Raw genomic sequence first — 24,267 nt, 5'->3', positions numbered from 1 at the left:
TCAGCGCTCCCGCTTCTCGTCCTTCGTCTTCTCCCCGAGCCCGTGCGGAACCGCGTCGGGGGCCGCGAACCGATTGCCGGTACCCACTTCCGCCTGACGGGCCCGGCCGGTGGCGGTCGCGTCCCGGAGCACGTGCACGGTGACTCCCTCCCGCCCGTCGATGTTCAGGGCTTTCTCTTCCGTGACATAGGCCTCGATGCTCACCTCGTCCCCGGGACCGCCGGTGCGGCGCGGGCCTCCGCCGATGTCCGGGCGCTCCTCCCGGAGCGTGGTGCGCAGGGTCTTCTCGTCCGCCGCCGTCACGCGTACGTGGAGCGTCTTCTCTCTGTCAGCCATGTCGATTCCTTTGCGCTGCAAGGAGAACGTGCTGCTCGAAGGAGTCCGGGATCTGATCGCCATGTCCTCCCAGAAACCCCGTAGCTCTTTGCACGTCATGCCCTGCCAGGGCGCTCGCTTGCGTCGCACCCAGGACAGGGGGTTCGCGTAGCTCAGCCGGCGGTACGGGCGCAGGAGCGCCTGCTGCTGCCGGCAGAACGTCTCGCGCACTTCCGCTCTCGGCAGGGACCCCATGGCGGGGTAGGGGCACAGCTCGAAGGGACAGTCGCGCAGACAGGCGCTGCCCGGTGGCGCGTTCTCGGCCATGCCGACGGTCTGTCTGGGGTCCAGGGTGCGGCGGTCCTTGGTGAGGCAGGGCGGCAGTACGGGCCTGTTCGCACGCTTGAGACGTACTTCCAGCTCGTCGACGTTCTCCCCGTCCCTCTCCGTGAGGTTGAGAAGGAGAATGACGTCGGCGAGCAGCTGCTGGGCGCGTGGGTGGAGGGTGGACCACCCCACCGAAGGCGGAATCCAGAGGTTGTGCTTGCGGTAGGCGCCGGGCTCGGCGGGCGAGGAGCCGATGTTGCCGACCGTCCCCATCTCGTCGATCCAGACGAACCGCTCGGGGTGACCGCTCTGCAGGGCGAGCACCGCCAGGCTCGCCGCTTCGGCCACGAAGGGATGCAGCCGGTCTCCTTCGGGGGTCCGGTCCTCGTCCTGGTTCCGCCCGTCCGTGTCCCGTTTGGTGCCCGACATCTCGAGCCAGCGCCGCACCGCCCGGACCGGATCGGCTTTCTTCCGCGAGTGGATACGGCCGGGCGTCCGGGGTCCGCTCCTTGTTGTGCTGTCCGGGAGTTCCCACAGGCACAGCGCCTGGATCAGTATCAGCTGTGCGGCCCAGGAGCGGGCATGGGCGAGCATGTCCTCCGCCTGCGCGATGAGGAATTCCCTGGCCTCCTCGTTCACATGCGGGTGCAACCTGCGGCGGTTGGCGGCGCTCTTGAAGCCCTGCGCCAGGGCGATCTCAAGGGAGAGCGGCAGATCCGCGTGATGGGAGTGGGTGCGTTCCGGCTCCAGATGGCCGAGCCAGAGCCGGACCCTCTCCTTCGCCTGGCTTCTGTGTGCCTCGCCGACGGATTCGGCCATCAGGGGCACCAGCCAGGCTCGTATGACGAACTTCCGCCAGATCTCGGCCCGGCGCTCGGCACTGTTCTTCTCGCACTTCGCGTACTGCTCACGGAGTTGGTCGTTGCCGGCCATCTGCCGGAGATAGAACTCCCTGGTCCGGTGCTCCCTGTACGACTCGTCCCGGGTCGCTCTTTCGTACTGAACCCAGGGGTCGTCGTCCAGGGACATCTCCTCCTTGGGCGGCAGGGGGAACATGATGCGAAGGGCGTCGAAAGCCTGGTCGCCCCCCGCACCCACCTCCTGTGCGATGGCGAGTCTGATGGGGTACGAGGGCTCGACGGTGGCTATGGAGAACAAGGAGTCGTAGCCCTTTCGGACCCGGTCGGCGATGTCGTCGCCGGGCTCGGCATCGGCGATCGCCCTCAGAACCTCGCCGAACCGGTGCACCAGCGTGAGCTTCGCCCCTTCGATGGTCCTCGGGTCGCCCGCCCTGATCCACTTCCAGCGCCGGAGGACGGACCGCGCGATGGCCTGGAGTTCGGCGCCTTTGCGGATCTGATCAATTTCGAGTGCGGCGGCGTACATCTCCAGCGCCTTGGGATCCGTACGCTCTTCGGCCGCGCGGAGAAGCCGCCGGATGACGTCCCTCCATTCGACGGCTCCCCACCGGGGGTCATCCCGGTCCGCCCGGGACCTGAGGACGAGCCCGATGAGCAGTTCCCGGCCCGGCCCCGGCTCTTCGAGCGCCTTGGCCAAGAGCTCACAGCGGGAGACGTCGAAATAGCCGGAACCGAGATACGCCTGGATGATGCTGTGCGGGAAGCGGACCCGATTGCCGTGCGCCTCCACCAGACCGAGTTGTTCGCCCTGGGTGGCACACAGGGCCAGAAGCACCCGGCACCGATGCAGATCCGTCTTCACGGGGCAACGTCCCCGCAGCCTCTCCGAGAGCCGCTCCCAGACTCCGGGGAATCTCGATTCCGCGTTGTCGTGGTCCTTCCCGATCAGTTCATCGAACCTGACCTCCAGCCGGTCCTGGAGCAGTCCTATCCCGGCCAGTGCGGAAATGACCTCGATGGTGGTCTCACGGTCCTCGGAGGACAGCGCGACATTGCCCCGGACGTGCCCTGATCTCAGGGCGCTCCGCCAGGTTTCCAGCAGCTGCAACCGCAGGCCCGCCCGGTCGGAGTCGCGGGTGTTCAGCTTCTCCGAACGCTTGGCTCCGCCCAGGTGGTCGAGCAGATGGCTGTCCCGTAGCTGCCGTGCGATCTGGAGGTACAAGGGGGATTCCGCCACGCACGCCGTTTCGACGATCCAGTCCAGTCGGTGGTCGTCCGGGTCGTCGCTGTCCTTCTCCAGATACTCCAGCGCCGCCTCCTCGCTGAGCGGCTCCAGATCGATGATCGCCGCCTGGGTGTTCTCCAGTGGCGAGTGGGGTCTGGAGGCGATGACCAGGGGGAGCTTCTGGCGCCGCGCCCGATCGATCGCGTGACGGATCTGGATGTCCCGTTCCTTCTGCTCCTCTCCTTCGGCGAAGGTCTCCTCAAGGCCGTCGGCCAGGATCACCACCTTGTCGTCGATGCACAGTTGCCGCCACACCCGCTCGCTCTGGTGGCTGGACAGCACACCGCGGTCCACCAGCTCGGCGAAGCGCTTCATGCCCATCTCATGGAAGTCCAGCCGTGACCCGTCCACCTCGGCGTCCCGCAGCCGTACCGGCACAGGAGTGACCCCTTTCCTGGCCAGCAGCTCCGTGAGCTGGACGAGCACCGACGTCTTTCCCGCCCCCACACCGCCGACCAGCAGGTAGGGCCGTCTGGTGCGCCGGTCGCGCAGTGCCCGCGCGATGACGAGGCACACTTCCTTCCGCCCGACCACATCCGCCATCGTCGGGCCGGCCGTCGGCACGAGTCGGCGGGGCTCCTTCTTGGCCGCCTTGTTCAGCGGTCTGCGCACCGAGAAGTACTGCACGACGAGAAAGAGGCCGGTCGCCAGCCCGATGCTCAGGAACGGTGCCAGGAACCCGTACACCACGGTGCAGCCGTTGCTTCCGCCCTGTTCGCAGAAGTTCTGCATGGGGGACTTCCGGTGGGTGAACATCCCGTACAGACCTTCCGCGACCCAGACGACGACGATCACGAAAGCGAGGTAGGAGAGACGCTGCACGAAGATCGCTGTCGACGGCTTCGCCCACCAGCGCCGGGCCGGTGCGACCATGCTGCGGGCGGCCATGCGCACGCGCAGCCTTCGGACGAACCGCTCGACGGCGCCGGTCGCTCGGAGCAGCCAGCGCCGGACACGGACCAGGGGCGGCCGACTCGGCGGGGCGACTTTTCCCTTGGGATGTCTGATGACGTAGTTCATGGTGTATCAGCCCTTGCCGATCGGCCCTGAACCCTCCGTCCCTTCCATCGTGCGCCGGGCCTCCGCCGCTGTCGAACGCTGCCGAACGCCGGGGTGTCACGGCAGCCGGGCCACCCCCGTGCTCACCCGATCGGAGTAATTCCGCCGTACAGGTGGAAATCAGGGCCACCGGCCCCGCAAGATCCACGTCGTGAATGCATGGCGCCGAGCGGGACGGACCGGATGCGCGACCTTGGTGGTCGCCTTCGCGACGGTGGGGGCCGGGGTGCTCCCGGAGTCGCCCGACGCGGCGGGGCCCGCGAGCGGGATCGTCGTCACCGACGAGCTCGTCGAATCCCGCACCGCCGAAACCTTCGTGCACGCCGGGCCCGGCTGTCTCATCGCCCGCGCGGAGGGCACACTCGGCGTGTCGTTCGCCGCGCTCTGCCCGGCGACCCCGGCACCCGCACCACCGCCGCCACCCCCTCCCCCGTCGCCGTCCCCGACGCCCGACCCCCCGCTCCCGCTGAAGGCCGCGCCCCCGCCCGCGCCGCTCGCGTCGCCCGAGCCGCCGCCGGCCAAGGAGCCCCCGCCGCCGGCCCCCGCGCCCCCGGCCCGGCCCGAGCCCGCGCCCACCCCGCCACCACCGGCTCCCACGCCCACGCCCACGCCGCACATCGCGCGGCGGCCGTACCACCAGGCCGTCGCCAAGCCGGCCCGGAACGGGGCCTCGCTCGTCACGCTCACGCTGGTGATCACCGCCCCCGCCGTGCTCGCCGCCGCCCTGCTGCGCCCGCGCGGCAGCGGTGGCGGGGGTGCCGGGGGCGGCAGCTGACCATCCGGTTCCCGGTTCCGACCCGCCGACCTACCCTCCTTGGAGGTATCCCTTGTCCGAGTGGCTGGTTCTGGCCCTCGCCATGGCCGCCGCGTGCGCGGTCGTCCTGTCGATCACCGTCCTCCGGCAGCGCCGGATCAGCGTGGACGACAACCCGCACGAGACCCCCGACGTCATCGAGTACATGACCATGATGGTCGGGGTGGTCTATGCCATCGTGCTCGGCCTGGCCATTGCCGGTGTCTGGGAGGCGCGCAACGGCGCGCAGGACACCGCCCGGGCCGAGGCACAGGCCCTCCACGAGGTGAGCGAGCGGGTCCAGGCGTACGCCCCGGCCGAGCGCGAGCAGGTGCGCGCGGACGTGAACTCCTATGTGAGCTACACGGTCAAGACGGAGTGGCCGTCGATGCTCAAGACGGGCGAGCTCACCGACAAGGGCGCCAAGATGCTCGACAAGGTGCGCGCCGAACTCACCTCGTACCAGCCGCGCGACGACCACGAGGGCCAGTCGTACCAGCCGCTGCTCGACCAGATCGGCGCGGCCGACGCGGCGCGCAACGCGCGGGCGGCCAACGCCGGGCCGTCGATGCCGGGCGTGGTCTGGTTCGGGCTGATCGCGGGGGCGCTGGTGGCGGTGGGGCTGATCTTCACGCTCCAGATCCGGCGGTCGCCGCGCGAACTGCTGCTCGCCGGGCTCTACAGCGCACTGATCGCCTTCCTCCTCTTCCTCATCTGGGACTTCAACTCGCCCTTCGGCCATCATGTGGCCGACGCCGCGGGCCCGTTCAGCGATCTGTTCTCCATCTGACGGGCAGGTACTTGAGGCCGTTCTGGAAGTTGGACGTCAGCCGGACCGGTTCGCCCGCCCGTTCGAGGCCGGGCAGCCGGTCCAGCGTCGCCCGCAGCATGGCCCGGATCTGGGTGCGGGCGAGGTGGGCGCCCAGGCAGAAGTGCGGGCCGAAGCCGAAACTGACGTGGTCGTTGGGGGTGCGGGTGATGTCGAAGCGGTCGGGGTCGGGGAAGACGCGCTCGTCGCGGTTGGCGGAGGCGTGGTAGACGACGACCTTCTCGCCGCGCCGGATCCGCTGCCCGCCGAGCTCGGTGTCACGGGCGGCGGTGCGCCGGATGTCCAGCACAGGCGGCCAGTGGCGCAGCACCTCCTCGACGGCGGAGTCGGTCAGCTCGGGCCGGCGGCGTAACGCCTCGTACTGTCCGGGGTTTTCGAGGAGCAAGTGGAGGCCGCCGGGGATGCCGTTGCGGAGCGTTTCGTTCCCGGCGACGGCCAGGAGGAAGAACATGGTCTCGAACTCGTCGCCGGTGAGCCCGCCCTCGCGCATCCGGGCCATGACGCTGCCGGGCCGGGGCGCGTCGGCGAGCGCGTGGGCGTAGGCGTACATGTCGGTGAGCGCCTCGGGCGAGCGCGGGTTCAGCGGGGTGCCGTCGGGTCTGACGAGGGTGGCGGGCCGGTGGGCGAGGGCGGCCCGGCCGAGGGGGCTGAGGGTGCCGGGGTCGGCGGTGCTGGAGCCGGCGTGGTCGGCGTCCTGGTAGCCGATCACCCGGTTGGACCAGTCGTAGAGCAGCCGCCGGTCCTCCTCGGGGACGCCGAGGATGTGGGCGAGGGTCCAGATCGGCAGGTCGGCGGCGAGTTCCACGTAGTCGGCCTCGCCCCGGCCGGCGACGCCCTCGACGAGGGCGCGGGCCCGGGCCTCGATGGCGGTCTCCAGTTCCCGGGTCGCGCGCGGGGTGAAGGCGGCGGCGACGATGCGGCGCAGCCGGACGTGGGCGGGCGGGTCCTGGTTGAGCATCATGGCCCGGACGAAGGCGAGGTCGCCCTCGGTATCCGGGTCCCGGATCTGGGTGGCGCCGAGGTGCGAGGAGAAGGTCCCGGTGTCGCGCAGGACCTGTTTGACGTCGGCGTGCCGGAAGACCGCCCAGTAGCCGGGGCCCGCCGGCCAAGGTCCGACGGCCGTCTCGGGCACCCGGCAGACGGGGGCGTGGTCGCGCAGCTCCCGGAAGAGGGCATAGGGGACGCCGCGGGCGTAGGTCGCCGGGTCGAACACGGCGGCGGGGCCGACGGGCGCCCCGGGGTGCGTCTGATGTGCGCTCACGGGCCGGACCGTACGTCTTCGGCTGGCGGGCCCGTCAAGGGGCCAACAGAATTGTCCGGATGCTCCTGGCTCCCACGCACCCCGGTCGTACCCCGGAATGACCGGTTCGGGGCTAGGTTCCCCGAGCGTCGACTGGTGCCGCCGGATTGGGGGTACTGAGGAACGGACGGGAGGTAGAGAGCGTGACTGACTGCTTTGCTGACAGGGAAGGCCTCACCCGGCCGGTCGGTGAATCGGAAGCCGACGCGTATGTGCGCGGCATCTCGTTCAAGACCGGACCGCCCCGCCTTCTCGGTGTCGAACTGGAATGGCTCGTCCACGATCTGCACGATCCCACCCGCCCCGTCGCCGCCCACCGGCTGGCGGAGGCCGCCGACCGGGTGGGCGCACTGCCGCTGAGGTCGCTTTTCACCGTCGAACCCGGCGGCCAGCTGGAGTTCAGCTCCCAGCCCGCGGAGTCCCTCGCCGCCTGTGTGACGGACGTATCCGCCGATCTCTCCCTCGCCCGCGCGGAGCTCCGCACGCTGGGCCTGACCCTGGCCGGGTACGGCAAGGAGCCGTGGTACGAGCCCCCGAGGGTCCGCAGCACCCCGCGCTACAACGCGATGGAGGTGTACTACGACCGCATCAACGGCGCCGGGCGCAATGTGATGTGCCGTACGGCGTCGGTGCAGGTCTGTGTGGACGCGGGGTACGAGGGGCCGGGGCCGATGGGGTATCTGCGGCGCTGGCGGCTCGCCCATCTGCTGGGCGCGGTGCTGTCCGCGGCGTTCGCCAACTCGCCGCTGGTGCACGGCCGTCCCAGCGGCTGGCGGTCGACCCGGCAGGCCTGCTACGCGCGGATGGATCCGGGCCGCACCCTGGCCCCGCCGGACTGGCACGACCCGCGGGCGGCCTGGGCGGCGTACGCGCTGGACGCGAAGGTGATGTTCGTACGGTCCGAGGACGAGCCGTGGGCCGTGCAGCGGGGGCTGCCGCTGCGGCAGTGGACGCGCACCGGCTCCCCCCGGCAGGTCACGGCCGACGACGTCGCCTACCACCTGACCACGCTGTTCCCGCCCATAAGGCCCCGGGGTCATCTTGAGCTGCGGATGATCGACGCGCAGCCGGGCGAGGACGGCTGGGTGGTGCCGCTGGCGGTGACGGCGGCGCTGTTCGACGACCCGTCGGCGGCGGAGACCGCCTACCGGGCGGTCAAGGGCCTGGCCGACGCCCCGGGCCGGCAGCCTCCGCCGAGGAACGCGCTGTGGCGGCGGGCGGCCCGGCACGGGCTGGCCGACCCCGAGCTCCACGCGGCGGCGGTCGGGTGTTTCGCCGCCGCGCGGGAGGCGCTGCCCCGGCTGGGGGCGCCGCCCCGGGTGCTGGACGCCGTCGAGGAGTTCACCGGCCGGTATGTCGAACGGGGCCGATGTCCCGCCGACGATCTGCTGGATCTGGTCGGGGCGCGGCAGGGGGGCGGGTCGTGAGGCCCGCCCCCGGGTCCGGCCCGGCCGCCCTGCGGGAGCGCGCCGCGAGTGCCCTGCTCGCCGCCCGCGCGCGCACCCGCACGCTGACGACCTGTGTGGACGAGCGCGAACTCGTCGCCCAGCACTCCCCGCTGATGTCCCCGCTGGTGTGGGATCTCGCCCACATCGGCAACCAGGAGGAGCTGTGGCTGTTGCGCGCCGTGGCCGGGCAGGAGGCGCTGCGCCCCGAGCTCGACCCGGTGTACGACGCCTTCGGGCATCCCCGGGCCGAGCGGCCGTCGCTGCCGCTGCTGCCCCCGCGCGAGGCGCACGCGTATGCGGCCGATGTGCGCGGCCGGGTGCTGGACGTGCTGGAGCGGGTGCCCATGGAGGGCGGGGGGCCGCTGCTCGCGGACGGCTTCGCCTTCGGCATGATCGCCCAGCATGAGCAGCAGCACGACGAGACGATGCTCATCACGCATCAGCTGCGGGCCGGCCCGGCGGCGCTGACGGCGCCCGAGCCGCCGGGCCCCGCGCCGGACGCCGCCCTGCTGCCGGCGGAAGTGCTGGTGGAGGGCGGCCCGTTCACCATGGGCACGTCCACGGAGCCCTGGGCGCTGGACAACGAGCGCCCGGCCCATCCCCGGCTGGTCGGGGCGTTCTTCATCGACACGCTGCCGGTGAGCAACGGCGCGTACACGCGTTTTATCGAGGACGGCGGTTACTCGGACCCGCGCTGGTGGCGTCCGGAGGGCTGGGAGCAGGTGCGCCGCCACTCCCTTTCCGCCCCGCTGTTCTGGCGGCGCGAGGGCGGCGCGTGGGTGCGGCGGCGGTTCGGGGTGACCGAGCCCGTGCCGCCCGACGAGCCGGTGGTGCATGTGAGCTGGTACGAGGCCGCGGCCTACGCGGAGTGGGCCGGGCGGCGGCTGCCCACGGAGGTCGAGTGGGAGAAGGCCGCCCGCCACGACCCGGCCTCGGGGCGCTCCCGGCGCTATCCGTGGGGCGATGACGATCCCACCCCCGAGCACGCCAACCTCGGCCAGCGCCATCTGCGTCCGGCACCGGTGGGCGCCTACGCGCGGGGCGCGTCCCCGCTGGGGGTGCGGCAGCTGATGGGGGACGTCTGGGAGTGGACGGCGAGCGACTTCCTGCCGTATCCGGGGTTCCGGGCGTTCCCGTACCGCGAGTACTCCGAGGTGTTCTTCGGCGACGGCCACAAGGTCCTGCGCGGTGGTTCCTTCGCCGTCGACCCGGTGGCCTGCCGGGGGACGTTCCGCAACTGGGACCTGCCCGTCCGCCGGCAGATCTTCTCCGGTTTCCGTACGGCGCGCGACGCGGAACCCGTCTGATGTGCCGCCACATCGCGGTTCTGGGCCCCGACGCCCCGATTGCCGAAAGCCTGGCCGATCCGCCGTACTCGCTGGTCCGCCAGTCGTGGGCGCCGCGTCACCAGCGCAACGGGACCGTCAACGCGGACGGCTTCGGCGTGGGCTGGTACGCGCCGGGCGACCCGCTGCCCGCGCGCTACCGGAGGGCCGGGCCCATCTGGGGCGACGAGTCGTTCGCCGACATCGCCCGGGTGGTACGCACCCGGGCGCTGCTCGCCGCCGTGCGCGACGCGACGTGCCCGGGCGGGGACGGGGAGGCCGCCGCGGCGCCCTTCGCGGGCGGCCCCTGGCTGTTCAGCCACAACGGGGCCGTCGTCGGCTGGCCGGACACGGCGGAGACGCTGATCCCCCTGCTGCCGCCGGGCGCGCTGCTGCGCCTCGTCGCCCGCTGCGACTCGGCGTTCGTCTGGGCGCTGGTGGAGCACCGGCTGCTGGGCGGTGAACCGCTGGGCCGGGCGCTGGCCGGGACGGTCACGGCCCTGGCGCGGGCCGCTCCCGGGTCGCGGCTCAATCTGCTGCTCACGGACGGCGCTTCGATCGCCGCCACGGCGTGGGGCGATTCGCTCTGGTACCGCGCCGGGCCCGGTGAGCGCACGGTCGTGGCCTCCGAGCCGTACGACGACGCCCCCGGCTGGACCGAGGTCCCCGACCGGTCCCTGCTGACGGCCGATCGCAGAGGCGTGTCCGTCTCTTCTCTCACCCCACCCACATCACGCACCGCACGCTTCCCGGATTCCGCGCGCAAGGAGCCCGTTCAGTGAGCCCGTTCGTCCTCACCCGTACCCTCCCCCTCGACGCGACGGCCGCCGCGCTGCGCGCGGACGTCTCCGAGGGACTGACCCGCTCACCGAAGGAGCTCCCGCCGAAGTGGTTCTACGACGCCCGGGGCAGTGAGCTGTTCGACGAGATCACCCTGCTGCCGGAGTACTACCCGACCCGTGCCGAGCGCGAGATCCTCATCGCCCGCTCCGGGGAGATCGCCGCCGCGACCCGGGCCCGTACGCTCGTCGAGCTCGGTTCGGGCTCCTCGGACAAGACCCGGCACCTCCTCGACGAACTGTCGGCGCTGGAGGTGTACGTCCCCGTCGACGTCAGCGAGTCCGCCCTGACCGGGGCGGCGGAGACGCTGCTGGCCGAGCACCCGTCGCTGACGGTGCACGCGCTGGTCGCCGACTTCCAGTACGGGCTCACGCTGCCGGACGCCCCGGGGCCGCGGCTGGTCGCGTTCCTCGGCGGCACGATCGGCAATCTGCTGCCGCCCGAGCGGGCGGTGTTCCTCGCGGGCATCCGCGCGGAGCTGGCCGAAGGCGACGCGCTGCTGCTGGGCACCGACCTGGTCAAGGACGAGAACGTGCTGGTGCCCGCCTACGACGACGCGCGCGGGGTGACCGCCGCGTTCAACAAGAACGTCCTCGCCGTCATCAACCGCGAACTCGAAGCCGACTTCGACCCCGACGACTTCGACCATGTGGCGCTGTGGGACGCGCGGCGGGAGTGGATCGAGATGCGGCTGCGCGCCCGCGGCCCGGTGGTGGCGAAGATCCAGGCGCTGGATCTGGCGGTCACCTTCGAGCCGGGCGAGGAGCTGCGGACGGAGGTGTCGGCGAAGTTCCGTCAGGAGGGCGTGCGAAGGGAACTGGCGGCGGCCGGCCTCGATCTCACCCACTGGTGGACGGACCGGGCGGGACGCTTCGCCCTGTCGCTGGCGGTACCCGTGTGACGGCAGGGGCTGCAGCACGCCGGTGCCGGTGAGATCACCATCTCATCGCACCGGCGCGCCGGGTCATGGTTCAATTCCGTGCGTGAAACCGCCCGTAGCCCCCCGCAGATTCGAGTAGCGCATGGTCGAGCCGCTGCGCCCCGGCGACCCCCGGCGTATTGGCCCGTACCGGCTGGAGGGCCGGCTGGGCGCGGGCGGCATGGGGCAGGTGTTCCTCGGCGCGTCGCAGTCGGGCCGGAAGGTCGCGGTGAAGCTGATCCTCCCGGAGCTGGCGGACGCCCCGCAGTTCCGGGCCCGTTTCAAACGCGAGGTCGACGCGGCACGGCAGGTCGGCGGCTTCCACACCGCCCAGGTCGTCGACGCCGACCCGGACGTGGCGTCGCCATGGCTGGTCACCGCGTTCATCCCCGGCCCCACCCTGCAACGGACCGTCACCGAACGCGGCCCGCTCGCCCCCGACGCCGTGCTCCGCCTCGGCGCCGGGCTCGCCGAGGGGCTCGCCGCCATCCACCGCTGCGGCCTCGTCCACCGCGACCTCAAACCCGGCAACGTCATCCTCGCCGACGACGGCCCCCGCATCATCGACTTCGGCGTGGCCCACACCCCGGGCGACACGATGACCCGCACGGGCTCGGTCATCGGCACCTACGCCTATATGTCGCCGGAACAGATACGCGCCGAGACCGTCACCCCCACCAGTGACGTGTTCGCGCTCGGCTCGGTCCTGGCCTTCGCCGCCACCGGGCGCAGCCCCTTCGACGCGACGTCCGTACCGGCCATCGTCCACCGGGTCACCAGCGGAGAGCCCCGGCTGGACGGCCTGGCGGGCGAGCTGTACGAGCTGGTGGCCGCCTGCCTGGCCAAGGAGCCGGCCGACCGGCCGTCCACGGAGGACGTCCTCAGGCTGCTGTCGGTCACGGGCGCAGGATTCGCGCCGCCCGGCGCGCCGCCGAGCACCGCGCCCGTCGTCCCCGTCAAGCCGCTCGCCCGGCGCTCGGTGCTGTTCGGCGGGGCGGCCGCCGCGGCGGCCGCGGTCGCCGTCCCCGCGTACCTCCTGTGGCCGGACTCCTGGACGGCGTCCGGTGGCGGCGGTGACGGCAGTGACGGCAGTGACGGCGGCGGCGCCAAGGACCCCACCCAGCCTGTCGCACGCCTCACCGGCCACACCAGCCAGGTGGAATGCCTCGCCTTCAGCCCGGACGGCAGGACCCTGGCCAGCGGCGACTTCAACGGGTCCGTGCGGCTGTGGGACGTCGCCACCAGCAGCGCGATCACCACGTTCAAGGGGCGGGCGCACACCGGGTGGGTCATGTCCCTGACCTTCAGCCGGGACGGGCAGACGCTGTTCTCCGGAAGCTTCGACAAGACGCTGAAGGGCTGGGACGTGCGCAGCGGCATACCGCGCGACGTCGTCTCGTACGACGGCCAGAACGACTACGTCGACTGTCTGACGCTCTCCCCCGACGGCACGACGCTCGCCGTGGGCGTGGGCGGCAGGGTCGAGCTGATGGACCCGTCCACCGGCCGTCGTACCGTCACGTACACCGGGCACCGCGGCAGCATTCGCGGCATCGCGTTCAGCCCCGACGGCAAGTCCGTGGCCAGCGTGGCCGCCAACAGCCTGGCGGAGACCTCGGTCCGGCTGTGGGACGCCGGCACCGGGCGTGATATCAAGAACTTCACCGGCACCGACGTCAAGAACTTCTCCTCGGTGATGTTCAGCGAGGACGGCAGCACCGTCATGGCCTCCGGGACGGGGGGCGTCCACGTGTGGAACGTCGGCACCGGCGGCCTCGCCGCGACGCTCACGGATGCCCACCCGGACCTGGAGACGGCGGCGTACCGCCCGGGCAAGGCGGTGATCGCGGGCGCGGGCGGTGTCCGAGCGCCCAACATCAAGGACGACACCGGCAAGACCGTCAGCCTCTGGGACGTGGCCACCAAGCAGGTGACCACGACGTTGAAGGCCGTCATGCCCGAGTCGCTGCACGACACCTCGATCTCGAAGCTGGCGTTCAGCCCGGACGGCAAGCTGCTGGCGGCCGGTGTCAGCCAGGTCGGCGCGGCCGACGAGAAGGCCACATCGGTCCAGCTCTGGAAACTCCCCTGACCAACCTCCCCCGACGGACGGTATTCATGGACGTGTTGTTGCCCGACGACCCCCGCTGGGTCGGCCCCTACCGGCTGGACGGCCGGCTGGGCGCGGGCGGCATGGGGCAGGTCTACGCCGGCACGTCGCCCGGCGGCCGCAAGGTCGCGGTGAAGCTGATCCGTCCGGAGCTCGCCGACACCCCGCAGTTCCGGGCCCGTTTCAAGCGCGAGGTCGACGCGGCACGGCAGGTCGGCGGCTTCCACACCGCCCAGGTCGTCGACGCGGACCCTGACGCGGCGTCGCCATGGCTGGTCACGGCGTTCATACCGGGGCCGACGCTCCACCAGGTCGTGAGGGAGCGGGGCCCGCTCACGCCGGACGCGGTCCTGCGGCTCGGCGCGGGGCTCGCGGAAGGGCTGGCCGCCATCCACGGGTGCGGCCTCGTCCACCGCGACCTCAAGCCCGGCAACGTCATCCTCGCGGACGACGGCCCGCGCATCATCGACTTCGGCATCGCCCGTGCGGTGGACGCCAGTTCGCTGACCGCCACCGGCGCGGTCATCGGCACGTACGCGTACATGTCCCCCGAGCAGATCCGCGCCGACCGCGCGGGCCCGGCCAGCGACGTCTTCGCGCTCGGCTCGGTACTGGGCTTCGCGGCCACGGGCCACAGCCCGTTCGACGCGCCGACGCTTCTGTCGGTCGTCCAGCGCATTCTGGACGACCCGCCCGCGCTCGACGGCATCGACGGCGAACTGCGCCGCCTGCTGACCGCGTGCCTCGCCAAGGAACCGACGGAACGCCCGCCGGTCACCGGCCTGCCCGAGCGCTTCGCCATCGCGGCGGACGGGGAGGCGGCCATGCCGCCGGCCACGGCGGCGCGGCCGGAGCGGACGATGACCTTGACGCCGGGGGAACGCGGCGTGCCGCCGACGCGGGCGGAGGGCGCGACGCCGGTGGCCCCGGCGGGGCAGGCCATTGCGGTGAACCCGCCGGGGCACAGCGCACCGTTGCGCCCGGGGGAACACACCACGCCGCTGACCCCGGGGGCCCAGGCGCGGCCCGCCGCCCCTGCGGGGCAGCCCCGGCCCGCGACGGTGGCGGACCCGGGCGCGACCCCGAGCGCAGGCCCAGGTGCGCCCCAGGGCGCGGGCGCGACCCCGGCCGCACCCGCCCACCCGTACGCCGCCACCCGGACGAGCCCGGCACAACCCGCGCACGCGTCCCCGGGCTCGGCGGCCCCCACGGCACCGGCGTCGGCCCCGGCCCCGGCCGTCCCCGCCCCGGCCGACGGCCGCAGGGTGTCCCGGCGCTCGCTGCTCATCGGCGGCCTCTCCGTCGTCGCGGCCGCCGCCGCCATCGCCGTCCCCGTCGTACTGCTGGACGACTCGGGCACCCCGTCCGACCCCGGGCCGGACGGCGCCACCCTCGACGGTGCCTCCAGCGTGTACGGGCTCGCCTACGGGCCCGACGGCAAGACGCTGCTCGTCTCCGCCGGGGACGGCACCGTCTGGCGATGGGACCTGGCCGCCGAGAGCCATACGACCGCGCAGATCGGCGTCCCCAAGTACGAGCAGGCCAACGTGTTCACCCGGGACCGCAAGACCCTCTTCCGGGCGGACGAGAACCGGATCCTGGCGTGGGACGTGACCTCCGGCCGTACGACCGGCACCTTCACCGGCCCCACGGACTACCGGCTCCAGGACGGCTTCATCAACTCCATGGACGTGAGCCCGGACGGCCGGACCCTGGTCGCGAGCACCGGGCAGGGCCTGTACCTGTGGGACGTGCCCTCGGGCCGCAGGCTCGCCGTCCACGACGACGTGAAGAACGGGCCGACGGCCTTCAGCTCCGACGGCAAGACGGTGGCGACCGGAAGCCCCGTCCAGCTGCGGCAGATGCCGGACGACCGGACGCTGCTCACCATCGACGGAACCGGCGGCGGGAGGGATGCGGTGTTCAGCCCGGACGGCCAGCTCCTCGCCGCGGTGAACGGGGGCTCCGTCCTGCTGTGGAACACCGCGTCCCGGCAGGAGGTCACCACCCTCAAGGGCGACGGGGAACTCATCCATGCCATCGCCTTCCACCCGGGCGGCCGGATCCTGGCCAGCGGCGCCATGGGCGGGAAGGTCGTCGTGTGGGACACGACATCGGGGCAGGTCACCACCACCTTCGACGCCCACGTCTCCGTCACGGCGCTGGCGTTCAGCCCGGACGGCAAGGCCCTGGCGGTGGGGCTCAGCCACGGCGCCGGCTCCGGTGGCAGAGACACCGTCCGTATCTGGCCGGTGCCCTGAGCACACCCGCGCGGCGCAGTATTAGCCTGCCTGTGTGAGCGAAAACGTGAGCGAGGGCACCGGGGGTACGAACGAGGGGCAGAGCGCCCCGCTGCCGGCCGGTTTCGAGCGCGGCACCGACGGCCCCAAGGTCATCGTCGTCGGCGTCGACGGCTCCGACACCTCCTGGCGCGCGGCCGCCTACGCGGCGGGCCTCGCCCGCCGGCAGAACGCCCTGCTGGCCGTCGTCTACATCCAGCCCCTCCTCGTGGGCGGCGCCGCCCTGGGCGCCCCGGTGGCCGAGACGACCGAGCGGGTCGCCGAGGAGCTGCTGGCCGAGATCCGCGAGACGACCGAGCGACTGCGCGGTGTCCACGAGGTCCGCTGGCAGTTCCACACCTTCCGCGGCGACCCCTACACCGGGCTGGTGGAGACGGCCGACCGGCTGAAGGCGGACGCGGTGGTCGTCGGGGCGTCGGAGCAGGCGGGCCATCGCTTCGTCGGCTCGGTGGCGGTCCGTCTGGTGAAGGCGGGGCGGTGGCCGGTGACGGTGGTGCCGTAAGCACCATCCCGATGTGCCGGATCGGCGGTGCCGGGTGAGGCTGAGGTGACACCCCCACCCGACCACCGACACCACACGGGAGGCGCCCCATGGGGCGACACACGTACACCGCCGGAGCAGCCGTCACCACCATCGCCGTCCTGTTCGCCGGAACGGGCACGGCACAGGCGAGCGGCCACCAGCCCCAGCGACCCACCGAGCGGCAGATCAGGGAATTGTTCGACCGGTGGAACGCCGCCCTGGCCACCCTCGACGCGAACCGCGTCGCCGACCTCTACGCCCCGGACGCCGTACTGCTGCCGACCGTCTCCGCCGAGATCCGCAAGACCCGGGCGGCGAGAGTCGACTACTTCAGGCACTTCCTGGAGAGCAAGCCCGTCGGCAGGATCCAGGAGCGGGTCGTCAACATCCTGAACCGCACCAGTGCCATCGACACGGGCCTCTACGAGTTCACGCTGACCGACGAACACGGCCACAAGTCCAAGGTCGACGCGCGCTACACCTTCGTCTACAAGCTGCGCGGCGGCAGGTGGCTCATCATCAACCACCACTCCTCGAAGGTCCCCACGGAGTAGTGCCGGCGGGACGCCGGTCGGGGGTGCCTCATCCCCGCTACCCTGCATGCTGCTGAGCGGCCCGGACGCCTGGGTGTCCCACGTCCTCCGGGTTGCTGCTCGAAGGAGGTCGTGCGCGGATGGAATCCGTTGGGGCTGCCTTGGAAAAGGCGTTGGCGATCGGCGGGGCCACCGGTGTCGCGATAGTCGATTTCAAGCAGCGCAGGGTCCTGGGCTCGCTGGACCACGGCAGTGGGCTGGACATGGACAAAGTCGCCTACGGGGACAGCGATGTCATGCGTGCCAAGCTCTATACGCTGGAGCTTCTCGGCTATGCGCCGGACAGCGTGGAAGACATTCTGATCACCCTGGCCGAAGAGTTGCACATGATCCGCCCGCTGCCCCGGCTACGCGAGGGCGGCATCTTCATCTACCTCGTCCTGGACCGCGACCGGACCCCGCCCCTGGACGAGATCCGCCGGCATCTGCGTTCCCTGGAGCCCCTTTTGACGCTATAGGCATCGTGCCCCGGTGCACCTGTGCGGTCACGGCACTGGCTAGGGTCGGGTGATGAACACCGCCCTTCTCGTGATGGACGTCCAACAGGCCATCGTCGACATCGCCGACGACGGCTCCGGTTACCTGCCCCGCGTGCGCAGGGCGATCGACGGGGCCCGGGCGGCGGACATCCCCGTGATCTACGTGGTCATCGCCCTGCGCCCCGGCTTCCCGGAAGTCGGCACGCGCAACAGGCCCCTCGCCGCCATCGCCCGGGCCGGCCTCTTCGTCGAGGGCGCCCCGGGCACCGAGATCCACCCCGACGTCGCGCCCCTGCCGGGCGACGTGGTGGTCACCAAGAGACGGGCGAGCGCGTTCTCGGGCAGCGACCTCGACGTGGTGCTGAGAGCACGCGGCATCGACAGCCTCGTGCTCACGGGCATCGCCACCAGCGCCGTGGTGCTGTCCACCCTGTGCCAGGGGAACGACCTGGACTTCGGCCTCACCGTCCTCTCCGACGGCTGTCTGGACACCGACCCGGAGCTGCACCGGGTCCTCACCGAGCGGCTGTTCCCGCAGTGGGCGGACGTCGTCACCGTCGACGAATGGCTCAAGACGATCGCGTCGTCAAAAGGCGCTCACCCCGGTGAGCTCGCAGGAGAGCTCCCACAGCCGTGACGCCGCCTCGGGGTCGACGGCCCAGGGCTTGACCCCGCCGACGAGCATGTCGTCGGACGCCGCCGGCCCGGCGATGTCGCAGTCCTGGCAGTAGGCGCCGCCGTGGGCGTCGAGCAGGGGCGAGGTCGCCGCCCATACGGCCGTCGCCGCGCCCTGTTCGGGTGTCTTGAAACCGTCGGCCGGGCGGCCGTCGGGGGTGATCCAGCCGAGCGACTGCCACTCGTCGCGGGGCACATGGCGCTGCAACGGCGTGAGGATGCTGCCCGGATGCGCGGAGAAGGCCCGTAGGCCGCTCGCGGCGCCGAGCCGGTCGAGGTGCGCCGCGAAGAGGGCGTTGGCGGTCTTGGACTGCGCGTACGCGAGCCAGCGGTCGTAGCCGGTGCGGAAGTGGATGTCGTCCCAGCGGATGTCCGACAGGAAGTGGCCCGCCGACGTCAGGGCCACCACCCGGGCGCCCGGAGCGAGCGCGGGGCGGAGCCTGCCCACGAGCGCGAAGTGCCCGAGGTGGTTGATGGCGAAGTGCGCCTCCCAGCCGGGGCCGACGCGGGTCTCCGGGCAGGCCATCACGCCCGCGTTGTTGATGACGACGTCGAGAGTGCGCCCGGAGTCCAGGAAGCGGTCGGAGAAGGTCCGTACGCTGTCCAGGTCGGCCAGGTCGAGCACGTGGACCTCCGCCCGTGGGAGGACGTCCGCCAGCGCCTCCTCGGCCGTCCCGGCCCGGCGGGCGGGCACGACGACCCGCGCTCCGGCCCGGACCAGGGCGCGCGTGGTCTCCAGCCCCAGCCCCGAATACCCGCCGGTGACCAGGGCGGTGGTGCCGGCCAGGTCGATGCCCGCGAGCACGTCGTCGGCCGTACTGTGCGCACCGAAGCCGGTGCCGAGCCTCTGCTGCTTGGTGATCATGCGGAGGACGCTAGAGGCTGGAGTGCGCTCCAGGTCAAGGCCCGGCTCCCCGTACCAGGGGCCCGTTCCCCCGATGGCCCACCCGCTTCGCGCCCGCACCGCCGCTGAGGCACGGTGGGGGCATGGGCAACCACACCTACCGGGTGACCGAGATCGTCGGCTCCTCGCCGGAGAGCGTGGACGCGGCGATCCGCAACGGAATCAGCCGCGCCGCGCAGACTCTCCGCGAACTCGACTGGTTCGTGGTGACCGAGGTTCGCGGTCATCTCGAGAATGGCGCGATCGCGCACTACCAGGTCGGGCTGAAGCTGGGCTTCCGGCTGGAGGACACCTGAGTCACCGGCCGCCGGCCCTCATCGGCGACCACGCCGCCGGTACTCGCGGATCAGGACGCCCAGAGCCGCGCGCGGAGACGGACCGGCCGATTCGTGCAGAACGCGGCCGCCCTTCGCCAGTGCCGCGTCGTTCGTGAGGAGCTCCAGCGCGACGAAGGCCCGGACGAAGGCACGGTGAGCGGGCGGCGCCAGCTCCGGCAGCGAGCGGCCGGCGAGAAGGTCGCGGCGGCTCTGTTCGAGGAGGTCCCGGAACAGGGCGCGGCAGTGCGGGGTGTCCCGCTTCCGTTCGAGATCGGAGCGGGAGACCTCGTGCCGCGTCAGGGTCTCCTCGGGAAGGGTGAGCCGGCCGTCCCCGAGGTCCTCGGCGAGGTCGTTGACGAAGTCCAGACGCTGGCTGCCGTCGATGTAGGAGCGGCACAGCGCACGGCTGTCATCGGCGTCGGCGTCGGGCGAGAGGACGAGGCACGCCACGAGCATGAAGGCCGGAAGCGAGTACGCGTCGACGTACCGCTGATAGCCCGCCTCGTCCGCGAAACCACTGAAGTCCCTGTCCATCGGCGCCCCGGCGAGAAACCGCTCGGCATGCTCGCGCAGGCCGGGGTGGACGGAGGCGGTGTGCAGCAGCGGGCGGAGCACGGGATGGGCGCTGTCACCGACAGCCAGCCCGTCGCGCACTTCCTTCTCCCAGGCCGCGAACCCGTCACCGCCGTCCGGCTGATCGGCGAGAAGATCGGTGTGATGCATGAACGCCGTGGCCGCGATGACGTGCGGAGCGAGCTCCGGGGGCAGCAGCAGCCGTACGGCGATGTAGGCGTTCCGCCTGTAGCCCGACACGAGTCTCCGCTGCCGGGTGTAGTCGTCACGCAGACGTGGGTCGTGGATGCCTGCGGTGGTGAGCGTCCTGCCCCACGTGTGCATGCTGATCGTTCTCTCCGGGAAACGGCGATGACAGCCGAGACTAACCTCCCGAGGATCCGGTGCCGGCCCGCCCCCGGAAGAGGCCGTCAGCCCGGGAACAGGCTGTGGGCCGTCTCTCGCGGGGGCGGGACGAGGAGGCGGTCGTTCTCCCGGAACCGGGCTCAGGCCGCCGCCGAACGGCCGACGGCCGCCTGCTCGCGCCCCGGAACCGAAACGGACGCCGGGCGCGCCCCGCCGCCGTCCACGGGCCGCAGGGCCGCCCTGGCCTCGGCCGCGTACGTGTCCACGTACTCCTGCTCGGACAGCCGCCAGATCGCGTACATGATCTCGTCCGTGACGGCCCGCAGAACGTCCCGGGAGTCCTCCATCCCCTCGTACCGCGAGAAGTCCAGCGGCGTCCCGAAGCGGATCGTGATGGGGACGACGCGCGGCAGCAGTTTCCCCGTCGGCTGGGCCTCGAACGTGCCGATCATCGCGCACGGGATCACCGGCGCCCCCGACTTGAGCGCCATCGCCGCCACGCCGACCTTGCCCTTGTACAGCCGCCCGTCGTGCGAGCGCGTCCCTTCGGGGTAGATGCCCAACAGCTCACCGGTGCCCAGCACGCCCAGCCCGGTGTCGAGGGCCGCCTGCGCCGCCTCCTTGCCGGAACGGTCCACCGGGATCGCCCCGATGCCCCGGAAGAACGCCGCGATGAGCTTGCCCTTGATACCCCGGCCGGTGAAGTACTCCATCTTGCCGAGAAACCGGATCCGGCGCTTCACCATCGTCGGCATCAGGAAGTGGTCGGAGAACGACAGATGGTTCCCCGCGATGATGGCCGCCCCCTGCTTCGGCAGGTGGTGGAGTCCCTCGACCTTCGGCCGGAAGACCCACCTCAACAGCGGTATCAACACCACGTTCTTGAAGAAGTAGTAGAACACCCAGCAAGCCCCTTGTCCGCTTGTTCGAGCGACCAGACCCCCGCGCCGACGCAGGCTAGTCGGCTGCGGGGATCATGGGGAGAGTGACTATTCAGCCACTCTCGGTTACCGCCGGTCAGTGCGCCTGGCGTTGATGGACGCCCATGCGCTCGGCCGCGTCGCGCATCCGCCGGGTGTCGCCCTGGGCCTCCGCCTCGCGCCGCTGATCCTTGATGCACGCGCAGACGGCGCAGCGCGGGGCGGGTGGCCCGGCGGGCGGGGCGAGCAGCTCGGCGGGCTCGGCGGCCCGGAGCGCATCCCTCGGGCAGTCCCATTCGATCCCGCCGCGAACGGGGCGGAGTTGATGGACGTCCGGCCCCTCACGCCCCATCAGCTGGCCGATCCTGCCGGTGCGCGTGTCCACGACGATGTCCCCGATACGGAAAGCCATGGCCAAGCCCTCATTCCCTGTCGCGTTCGGTGATCTTCCCTGCACACCAGGCAACCGGTTGTCAGTGGGCGGCGGTACTGTGGGCGACGGTGGCCGGACTTAAACCCTTTAAACGGGGGCCATGGGCGAGGAGTTGAGTGCCTTGACGAACCGAGAGCCGAACACGGGCCTGGTGCGGCTGCACCACGAGGCCGCGTGGACGCTGCGGCAGTTCGCCCGCGAGGTCAACCGCATAGGGACCGAGCGCGGCACCCCGCTCAGGTACCAGGAGCCCTCGGTCCACCAGTGGCTGAGGGGCTACGTGCCGAGGGAGGACGTCCGTCCGCTGATCCTGGAGGCGCTGTCCCGGCGTCTCGACCGCCCGGTCACGTACGCGGAGGCGGGGTTCCCGGCGCCGTCCCGGGACGACGTCGGCGACGGCACGGTGGAGGGGCTCGTCGACCTCGGCCGACAGGACATGGACCCGTCCCGCCGGAGCGTGCTCGGCTACAGCCTGTTCTCGGTGGCACTGACGGTGCCGGGTTGGCCGGATGTGGTGGGGCGGATGGAGGCCGTCCAGCACGGAATGATCGGTCGCATCGGAATGCCCGATGTGGAGATGGTCATCGCCATGACCGAGCGCGTCTCCGAGCTCGACGACCAGTTCGGCGGACGGCACGCCCGGCCGATGGCCGCGGCGTTCCTCGTGAATACGGTCGCGCCCTATCTGAAGGCCGACGGGCCCGAATCCGTGCGCAGAGCGATGATGTCCGCCGCTTCCGACCTCTGTTATCTCACGGGATATATGGCCGTGGATGAAGGACTTCACGGTCTCGCGCAGCAGTACTACCTCAAGGCCCTGCATCTGGCCGGTGCTTCGCAGGACCACCTGACGTTCTGCACGACTCTACGGGGAATGAGCGTCCAGGCCGTCGATCTGGGGCACGGTCCGCACGCCATGCGGCTGGCCGATGCCGCCGCAGCGGCGTCCCCGCAGGCCGGGCCGCGCATGCGGGCGTTCCTCGCCGGGCAGCAGGCGCATTCCGCCGCGCAGCTCGGGGATCGCAGCACGGCGCTGATGTATCTCAAGGAAGCGGAAATCGCCATGGACAAGGCCGAGTCCCAGGCGACGACTTTCGGCTCCTACAACCCGTCGTCTCTCACGTACCACGTCGGCCAAGTCCGTTATGAGCTCGGCGACCTGCGCGGGTCCATCGAAGCGTTGGAGGAGTCCGACCGGCTGCGCCACCATTCGCTCTGGCGCAATCGCGTGCGCTACCTCGCCATGCTCGCCGAGCGGCAGTGCCAGATCGGGCATCTGGAAGCCGCGTGCGACACCTGGGGCAGGGCCCTGGACATCTATCCACTGGTGCAGTCGGGGCAATGCGACGAGCGCATGACGGAGATGCTCACCCGGATTCGTCCCCACCTCAAGAACCCCCACGCCCGCCATCTCCACGAGCGTGCCCGGCTTGCCGTACCGGCCACGCTCAGCGCGTGACCAGGGGGGAGATAGGGTGCGCCCATGCGCCTGGACGAGCTCGCCGACGTGGGGCCGTTCTTCGCCCTGCGTACCGGCGAAGCCGGTCTCCCACTCCGCCACGAGGAGACGATCCGGCAGCGCATCACGACCGTAGCGGAGCGACTCCGCACCGACGACACTCGCGTCGCCGCGTCGATCGCCTTCCAGGGCATCGCCGGGCGGCTGTTGTCCATCGGGCTCGGCTCCGCCGTGCTGACCGGCGAGGTGCCCGACCTCGCCGCGGGCGGCCTCCGCTGGGACACCGCCCGTACCGCCCCCGACGACCTGTGGCTGCCCTCCCCCGCCGCGCTACCCGGCGAGGACATCCGCACGGCCGTCCTGCACGGGCTGCTCGTCCCGCTGCACGACCTCATCCGTACCGTCACCCCCATCTCCTCCCTCGTCCTCTGGGGCAACGCAGGCTCATCCCTCGCAGGCTCCCTGCGCGTCCTGCACACCTGGTGCCTCAGCCGGAACCGCACCGCTGAAGCCGCCCGTGCCGTCGCCCTCACCCGCGACCTCTTCACCGACCCGCTCCTCCACGGCACCGGCGAACTGAGCGACAGCGACAGCAACACCACCTTCATCCGCCGCACGTGCTGCCTCTACTACCGCGTGCCCGGCGGCGGCATGTGCGGCGACTGCGTGCTGCGGCACCCACCGCGTCACTCCGTCCGGCGCTGAGCCGGCGGCCACTGCCCCGGGGCGAGGACGCCGAGGACGTAGGCCTTGGCCACCAGCGCCGTACGGTTCGGTACCCGCCAGCGGCGGCTGAGGCGGGTGAGGTGGTAGTTGACGCCGTCGACGGTCAGGCCGACCGCCTTGCCGATCGCCGCCGTTGTGGCACCGGCGGCGGCCAGCTCCAGAATCCGCGCTTCCACAGCACTCACCTCCACCGCCGGGCCGGACGGCATCGAGGTTTCGGCCGGCCGAACGCGCAGCACGGTCAGCAGCGCCGGATACGCCGGGGACGCGTCCCCGACCGGTTCGACCACCAGCTCGCCCTCACGCCTCGCCCCTTCTCCCCCCGCCGCCGTCCAGCGCACGTCGATGGCGTAGCGGGACCGGCGGCCCAGGCGCAGTGCCTCGGTGAGCCGGTCGAGCTGAGGGGCCGCGGTGTCGCTGGGCCGGAAGAGGTCGAGGAGGTTGCGGCCGCGCACCTGGCCGGGGGCCAGACCCCACTCGGCGGCCATGGCCGGGTTGACGGCGGTCACCTCGCCGTTCGCACGGCAGATGGCGATGGGGGTGGGCAGCCGGTCCAGCAGCATCATGAAGTAGTTGCGCCAGGTGAAGTACGCCTCGTGCTCCGCGCTGC

Annotated in this window: 22 protein-coding genes; 15 read left to right on the top strand and 7 right to left on the bottom strand. The window is 71.7% G+C overall.

Features of this window, described 5'->3' with window-relative positions:
* Complete coding sequence (locus RM609_RS09935; protein WP_311609658.1) at positions 1-3,807, bottom strand: NACHT domain-containing protein; 3,807 nt, start codon at positions 3,805-3,807, stop codon at positions 1-3.
* Positions 3,808-3,997: 190 nt separating this feature from the next.
* Between RM609_RS09935 and RM609_RS09930 the strand changes: the two genes are divergently transcribed.
* Both RM609_RS09930 and RM609_RS09925 read left to right on the top strand, forming a co-directional pair.
* On the top strand, positions 3,998-4,621 hold the full coding sequence (locus RM609_RS09930; RefSeq protein ID WP_311609657.1) for a hypothetical protein: 624 nt from the start codon (positions 3,998-4,000) through the stop codon (positions 4,619-4,621).
* 52 nt (positions 4,622-4,673) lie between these two features.
* Positions 4,674-5,429 (top strand): bestrophin-like domain, encoded by a 756-nt coding sequence (locus RM609_RS09925; RefSeq protein WP_311609655.1) that lies wholly within the window; start codon positions 4,674-4,676, stop codon positions 5,427-5,429.
* Here the strand turns inward: RM609_RS09925 and RM609_RS09920 are convergent.
* On the bottom strand, positions 5,407-6,729 hold the full coding sequence (locus RM609_RS09920; protein WP_311609653.1) for a cytochrome P450: 1,323 nt from the start codon (positions 6,727-6,729) through the stop codon (positions 5,407-5,409). The genes RM609_RS09925 and RM609_RS09920 overlap by 23 nt on opposite strands.
* Before the next feature lie 182 nt (positions 6,730-6,911).
* On the opposite strand from RM609_RS09920, the gene egtA reads away from it, so the two are divergent.
* The 10 genes from egtA to RM609_RS09870 all read left to right on the top strand — a co-directional run bounded on the left by egtA (position 6,912) and on the right by RM609_RS09870 (position 17,942).
* Complete coding sequence (egtA, locus tag RM609_RS09915; protein WP_311609651.1) at positions 6,912-8,195, top strand: ergothioneine biosynthesis glutamate--cysteine ligase EgtA; 1,284 nt, start codon at positions 6,912-6,914, stop codon at positions 8,193-8,195.
* Entirely contained in the window at positions 8,192-9,523 is a 1,332-nt protein-coding gene (gene egtB, locus RM609_RS09910) for an ergothioneine biosynthesis protein EgtB (RefSeq protein ID WP_311609649.1), read from the top strand. Before egtA ends, egtB begins: the two co-directional genes overlap by 4 nt.
* On the top strand, positions 9,523-10,323 hold the full coding sequence (gene egtC / locus RM609_RS09905) for an ergothioneine biosynthesis protein EgtC (protein WP_311609648.1): 801 nt from the start codon (positions 9,523-9,525) through the stop codon (positions 10,321-10,323). Before egtB ends, egtC begins: the two co-directional genes overlap by 1 nt.
* Positions 10,320-11,282, top strand: coding sequence for an L-histidine N(alpha)-methyltransferase (egtD, locus tag RM609_RS09900; protein WP_311609646.1), 963 nt, complete (start codon positions 10,320-10,322; stop codon positions 11,280-11,282). Before egtC ends, egtD begins: the two co-directional genes overlap by 4 nt.
* 121 nt (positions 11,283-11,403) lie before the next feature.
* Positions 11,404-13,392 carry a WD40 repeat domain-containing serine/threonine protein kinase gene (locus RM609_RS09895; protein WP_311609644.1) on the top strand — a complete coding sequence of 663 codons (1,989 nt, stop codon included), beginning with the start codon at positions 11,404-11,406 and terminating at the stop codon, positions 13,390-13,392.
* A gap of 26 nt (positions 13,393-13,418) precedes the next feature.
* Positions 13,419-15,671 carry a WD40 repeat domain-containing serine/threonine protein kinase gene (locus RM609_RS09890; RefSeq protein WP_311609643.1) on the top strand — a complete coding sequence of 751 codons (2,253 nt, stop codon included), beginning with the start codon at positions 13,419-13,421 and terminating at the stop codon, positions 15,669-15,671.
* A gap of 91 nt (positions 15,672-15,762) precedes the next feature.
* A complete protein-coding gene (locus RM609_RS09885) occupies positions 15,763-16,212 on the top strand; it encodes a universal stress protein (protein ID WP_311609714.1) in 450 nt (149 codons plus the stop codon).
* Between the two features lie 89 nt (positions 16,213-16,301).
* Positions 16,302-16,787 (top strand): SgcJ/EcaC family oxidoreductase, encoded by a 486-nt coding sequence (locus RM609_RS09880; protein ID WP_311609642.1) that lies wholly within the window; start codon positions 16,302-16,304, stop codon positions 16,785-16,787.
* A 119-nt stretch (positions 16,788-16,906) separates the two neighbouring features.
* Positions 16,907-17,284: a hypothetical protein gene (locus RM609_RS09875; protein WP_311609641.1), complete on the top strand. Its 378-nt coding sequence runs from the start codon at positions 16,907-16,909 to the stop codon at positions 17,282-17,284.
* A gap of 52 nt (positions 17,285-17,336) precedes the next feature.
* Positions 17,337-17,942, top strand: a complete 606-nt coding sequence (locus RM609_RS09870; protein WP_311609640.1) for a cysteine hydrolase family protein — start codon at positions 17,337-17,339, stop codon at positions 17,940-17,942.
* On the opposite strand, the gene RM609_RS09865 is transcribed toward RM609_RS09870, so the two are convergent.
* Complete coding sequence (locus RM609_RS09865; RefSeq protein WP_311609639.1) at positions 17,892-18,845, bottom strand: SDR family NAD(P)-dependent oxidoreductase; 954 nt, start codon at positions 18,843-18,845, stop codon at positions 17,892-17,894. The genes RM609_RS09870 and RM609_RS09865 overlap by 51 nt on opposite strands.
* 122 nt (positions 18,846-18,967) lie before the next feature.
* Between RM609_RS09865 and RM609_RS09860 the strand changes: the two genes are divergently transcribed.
* Positions 18,968-19,180, top strand: coding sequence for a dodecin (locus RM609_RS09860; protein WP_311609637.1), 213 nt, complete (start codon positions 18,968-18,970; stop codon positions 19,178-19,180).
* A gap of 18 nt (positions 19,181-19,198) precedes the next feature.
* Here the strand turns inward: RM609_RS09860 and RM609_RS09855 are convergent, their stop codons facing one another.
* From RM609_RS09855 to RM609_RS09845, 3 genes are all read right to left on the bottom strand, one after another.
* Positions 19,199-20,098: a phytoene/squalene synthase family protein gene (locus tag RM609_RS09855; RefSeq protein ID WP_311609636.1), complete on the bottom strand. Its 900-nt coding sequence runs from the start codon at positions 20,096-20,098 to the stop codon at positions 19,199-19,201.
* Between the two features lie 161 nt (positions 20,099-20,259).
* A complete protein-coding gene (locus RM609_RS09850; RefSeq protein ID WP_311609633.1) occupies positions 20,260-21,021 on the bottom strand; it encodes a lysophospholipid acyltransferase family protein in 762 nt (253 codons plus the stop codon).
* A 115-nt stretch (positions 21,022-21,136) separates the two neighbouring features.
* Complete coding sequence (locus tag RM609_RS09845; protein WP_311609720.1) at positions 21,137-21,451, bottom strand: hypothetical protein; 315 nt, start codon at positions 21,449-21,451, stop codon at positions 21,137-21,139.
* A gap of 121 nt (positions 21,452-21,572) precedes the next feature.
* On the opposite strand from RM609_RS09845, the gene RM609_RS09840 reads away from it, so the two are divergent.
* Positions 21,573-22,931: an NsdA family TPR-like regulatory protein gene (locus tag RM609_RS09840; protein WP_438828409.1), complete on the top strand. Its 1,359-nt coding sequence runs from the start codon at positions 21,573-21,575 to the stop codon at positions 22,929-22,931.
* Between the two features lie 24 nt (positions 22,932-22,955).
* Positions 22,956-23,636 (top strand): (2Fe-2S)-binding protein, encoded by a 681-nt coding sequence (locus tag RM609_RS09835; protein WP_311609629.1) that lies wholly within the window; start codon positions 22,956-22,958, stop codon positions 23,634-23,636.
* Here the strand turns inward: RM609_RS09835 and RM609_RS09830 are convergent.
* Positions 23,618-24,223: a PAS domain-containing protein gene (locus RM609_RS09830; protein ID WP_311609712.1), complete on the bottom strand. Its 606-nt coding sequence runs from the start codon at positions 24,221-24,223 to the stop codon at positions 23,618-23,620. The two genes, RM609_RS09835 and RM609_RS09830, sit on opposite strands and share 19 nt — an antisense overlap.
* Positions 24,224-24,267: the final 44 nt, after the last annotated feature.

This window comes from Streptomyces hesseae (genome assembly GCF_031845785.1).
Classification (GTDB): domain Bacteria; phylum Actinomycetota; class Actinomycetes; order Streptomycetales; family Streptomycetaceae; genus Streptomyces; species Streptomyces hesseae.
The sequence above is the reverse complement of the archived record's forward strand: the minus strand, read 5'-3'. Positions and strand labels throughout refer to the sequence as shown.

Coding starts and splice junctions, on each gene's coding strand:
- RM609_RS09935 (WP_311609658.1), bottom strand. CDS start 3,807: ATGAACTACGTCATCAGACATCCCAAGGGAAAAGTCGCCCCGCCGAGT.
- egtC (WP_311609648.1), top strand. CDS start 9,523: ATGTGCCGCCACATCGCGGTTCTGGGCCCCGACGCCCCGATTGCCGAA.
- RM609_RS09895 (WP_311609644.1), top strand. CDS start 11,404: ATGGTCGAGCCGCTGCGCCCCGGCGACCCCCGGCGTATTGGCCCGTAC.
- RM609_RS09890 (WP_311609643.1), top strand. CDS start 13,419: ATGGACGTGTTGTTGCCCGACGACCCCCGCTGGGTCGGCCCCTACCGG.
- RM609_RS09880 (WP_311609642.1), top strand. CDS start 16,302: ATGGGGCGACACACGTACACCGCCGGAGCAGCCGTCACCACCATCGCC.
- RM609_RS09875 (WP_311609641.1), top strand. CDS start 16,907: ATGGAATCCGTTGGGGCTGCCTTGGAAAAGGCGTTGGCGATCGGCGGG.
- RM609_RS09870 (WP_311609640.1), top strand. CDS start 17,337: ATGAACACCGCCCTTCTCGTGATGGACGTCCAACAGGCCATCGTCGAC.
- RM609_RS09865 (WP_311609639.1), bottom strand. CDS start 18,845: ATGATCACCAAGCAGCAGAGGCTCGGCACCGGCTTCGGTGCGCACAGT.
- RM609_RS09860 (WP_311609637.1), top strand. CDS start 18,968: ATGGGCAACCACACCTACCGGGTGACCGAGATCGTCGGCTCCTCGCCG.
- RM609_RS09855 (WP_311609636.1), bottom strand. CDS start 20,098: ATGCACACGTGGGGCAGGACGCTCACCACCGCAGGCATCCACGACCCA.
- RM609_RS09845 (WP_311609720.1), bottom strand. CDS start 21,451: ATGGCTTTCCGTATCGGGGACATCGTCGTGGACACGCGCACCGGCAGG.
- RM609_RS09840 (WP_438828409.1), top strand. CDS start 21,573: ATGGGCGAGGAGTTGAGTGCCTTGACGAACCGAGAGCCGAACACGGGC.
- RM609_RS09835 (WP_311609629.1), top strand. CDS start 22,956: ATGCGCCTGGACGAGCTCGCCGACGTGGGGCCGTTCTTCGCCCTGCGT.
- RM609_RS09830 (WP_311609712.1), bottom strand. CDS start 24,223: ATGATGCTGCTGGACCGGCTGCCCACCCCCATCGCCATCTGCCGTGCG.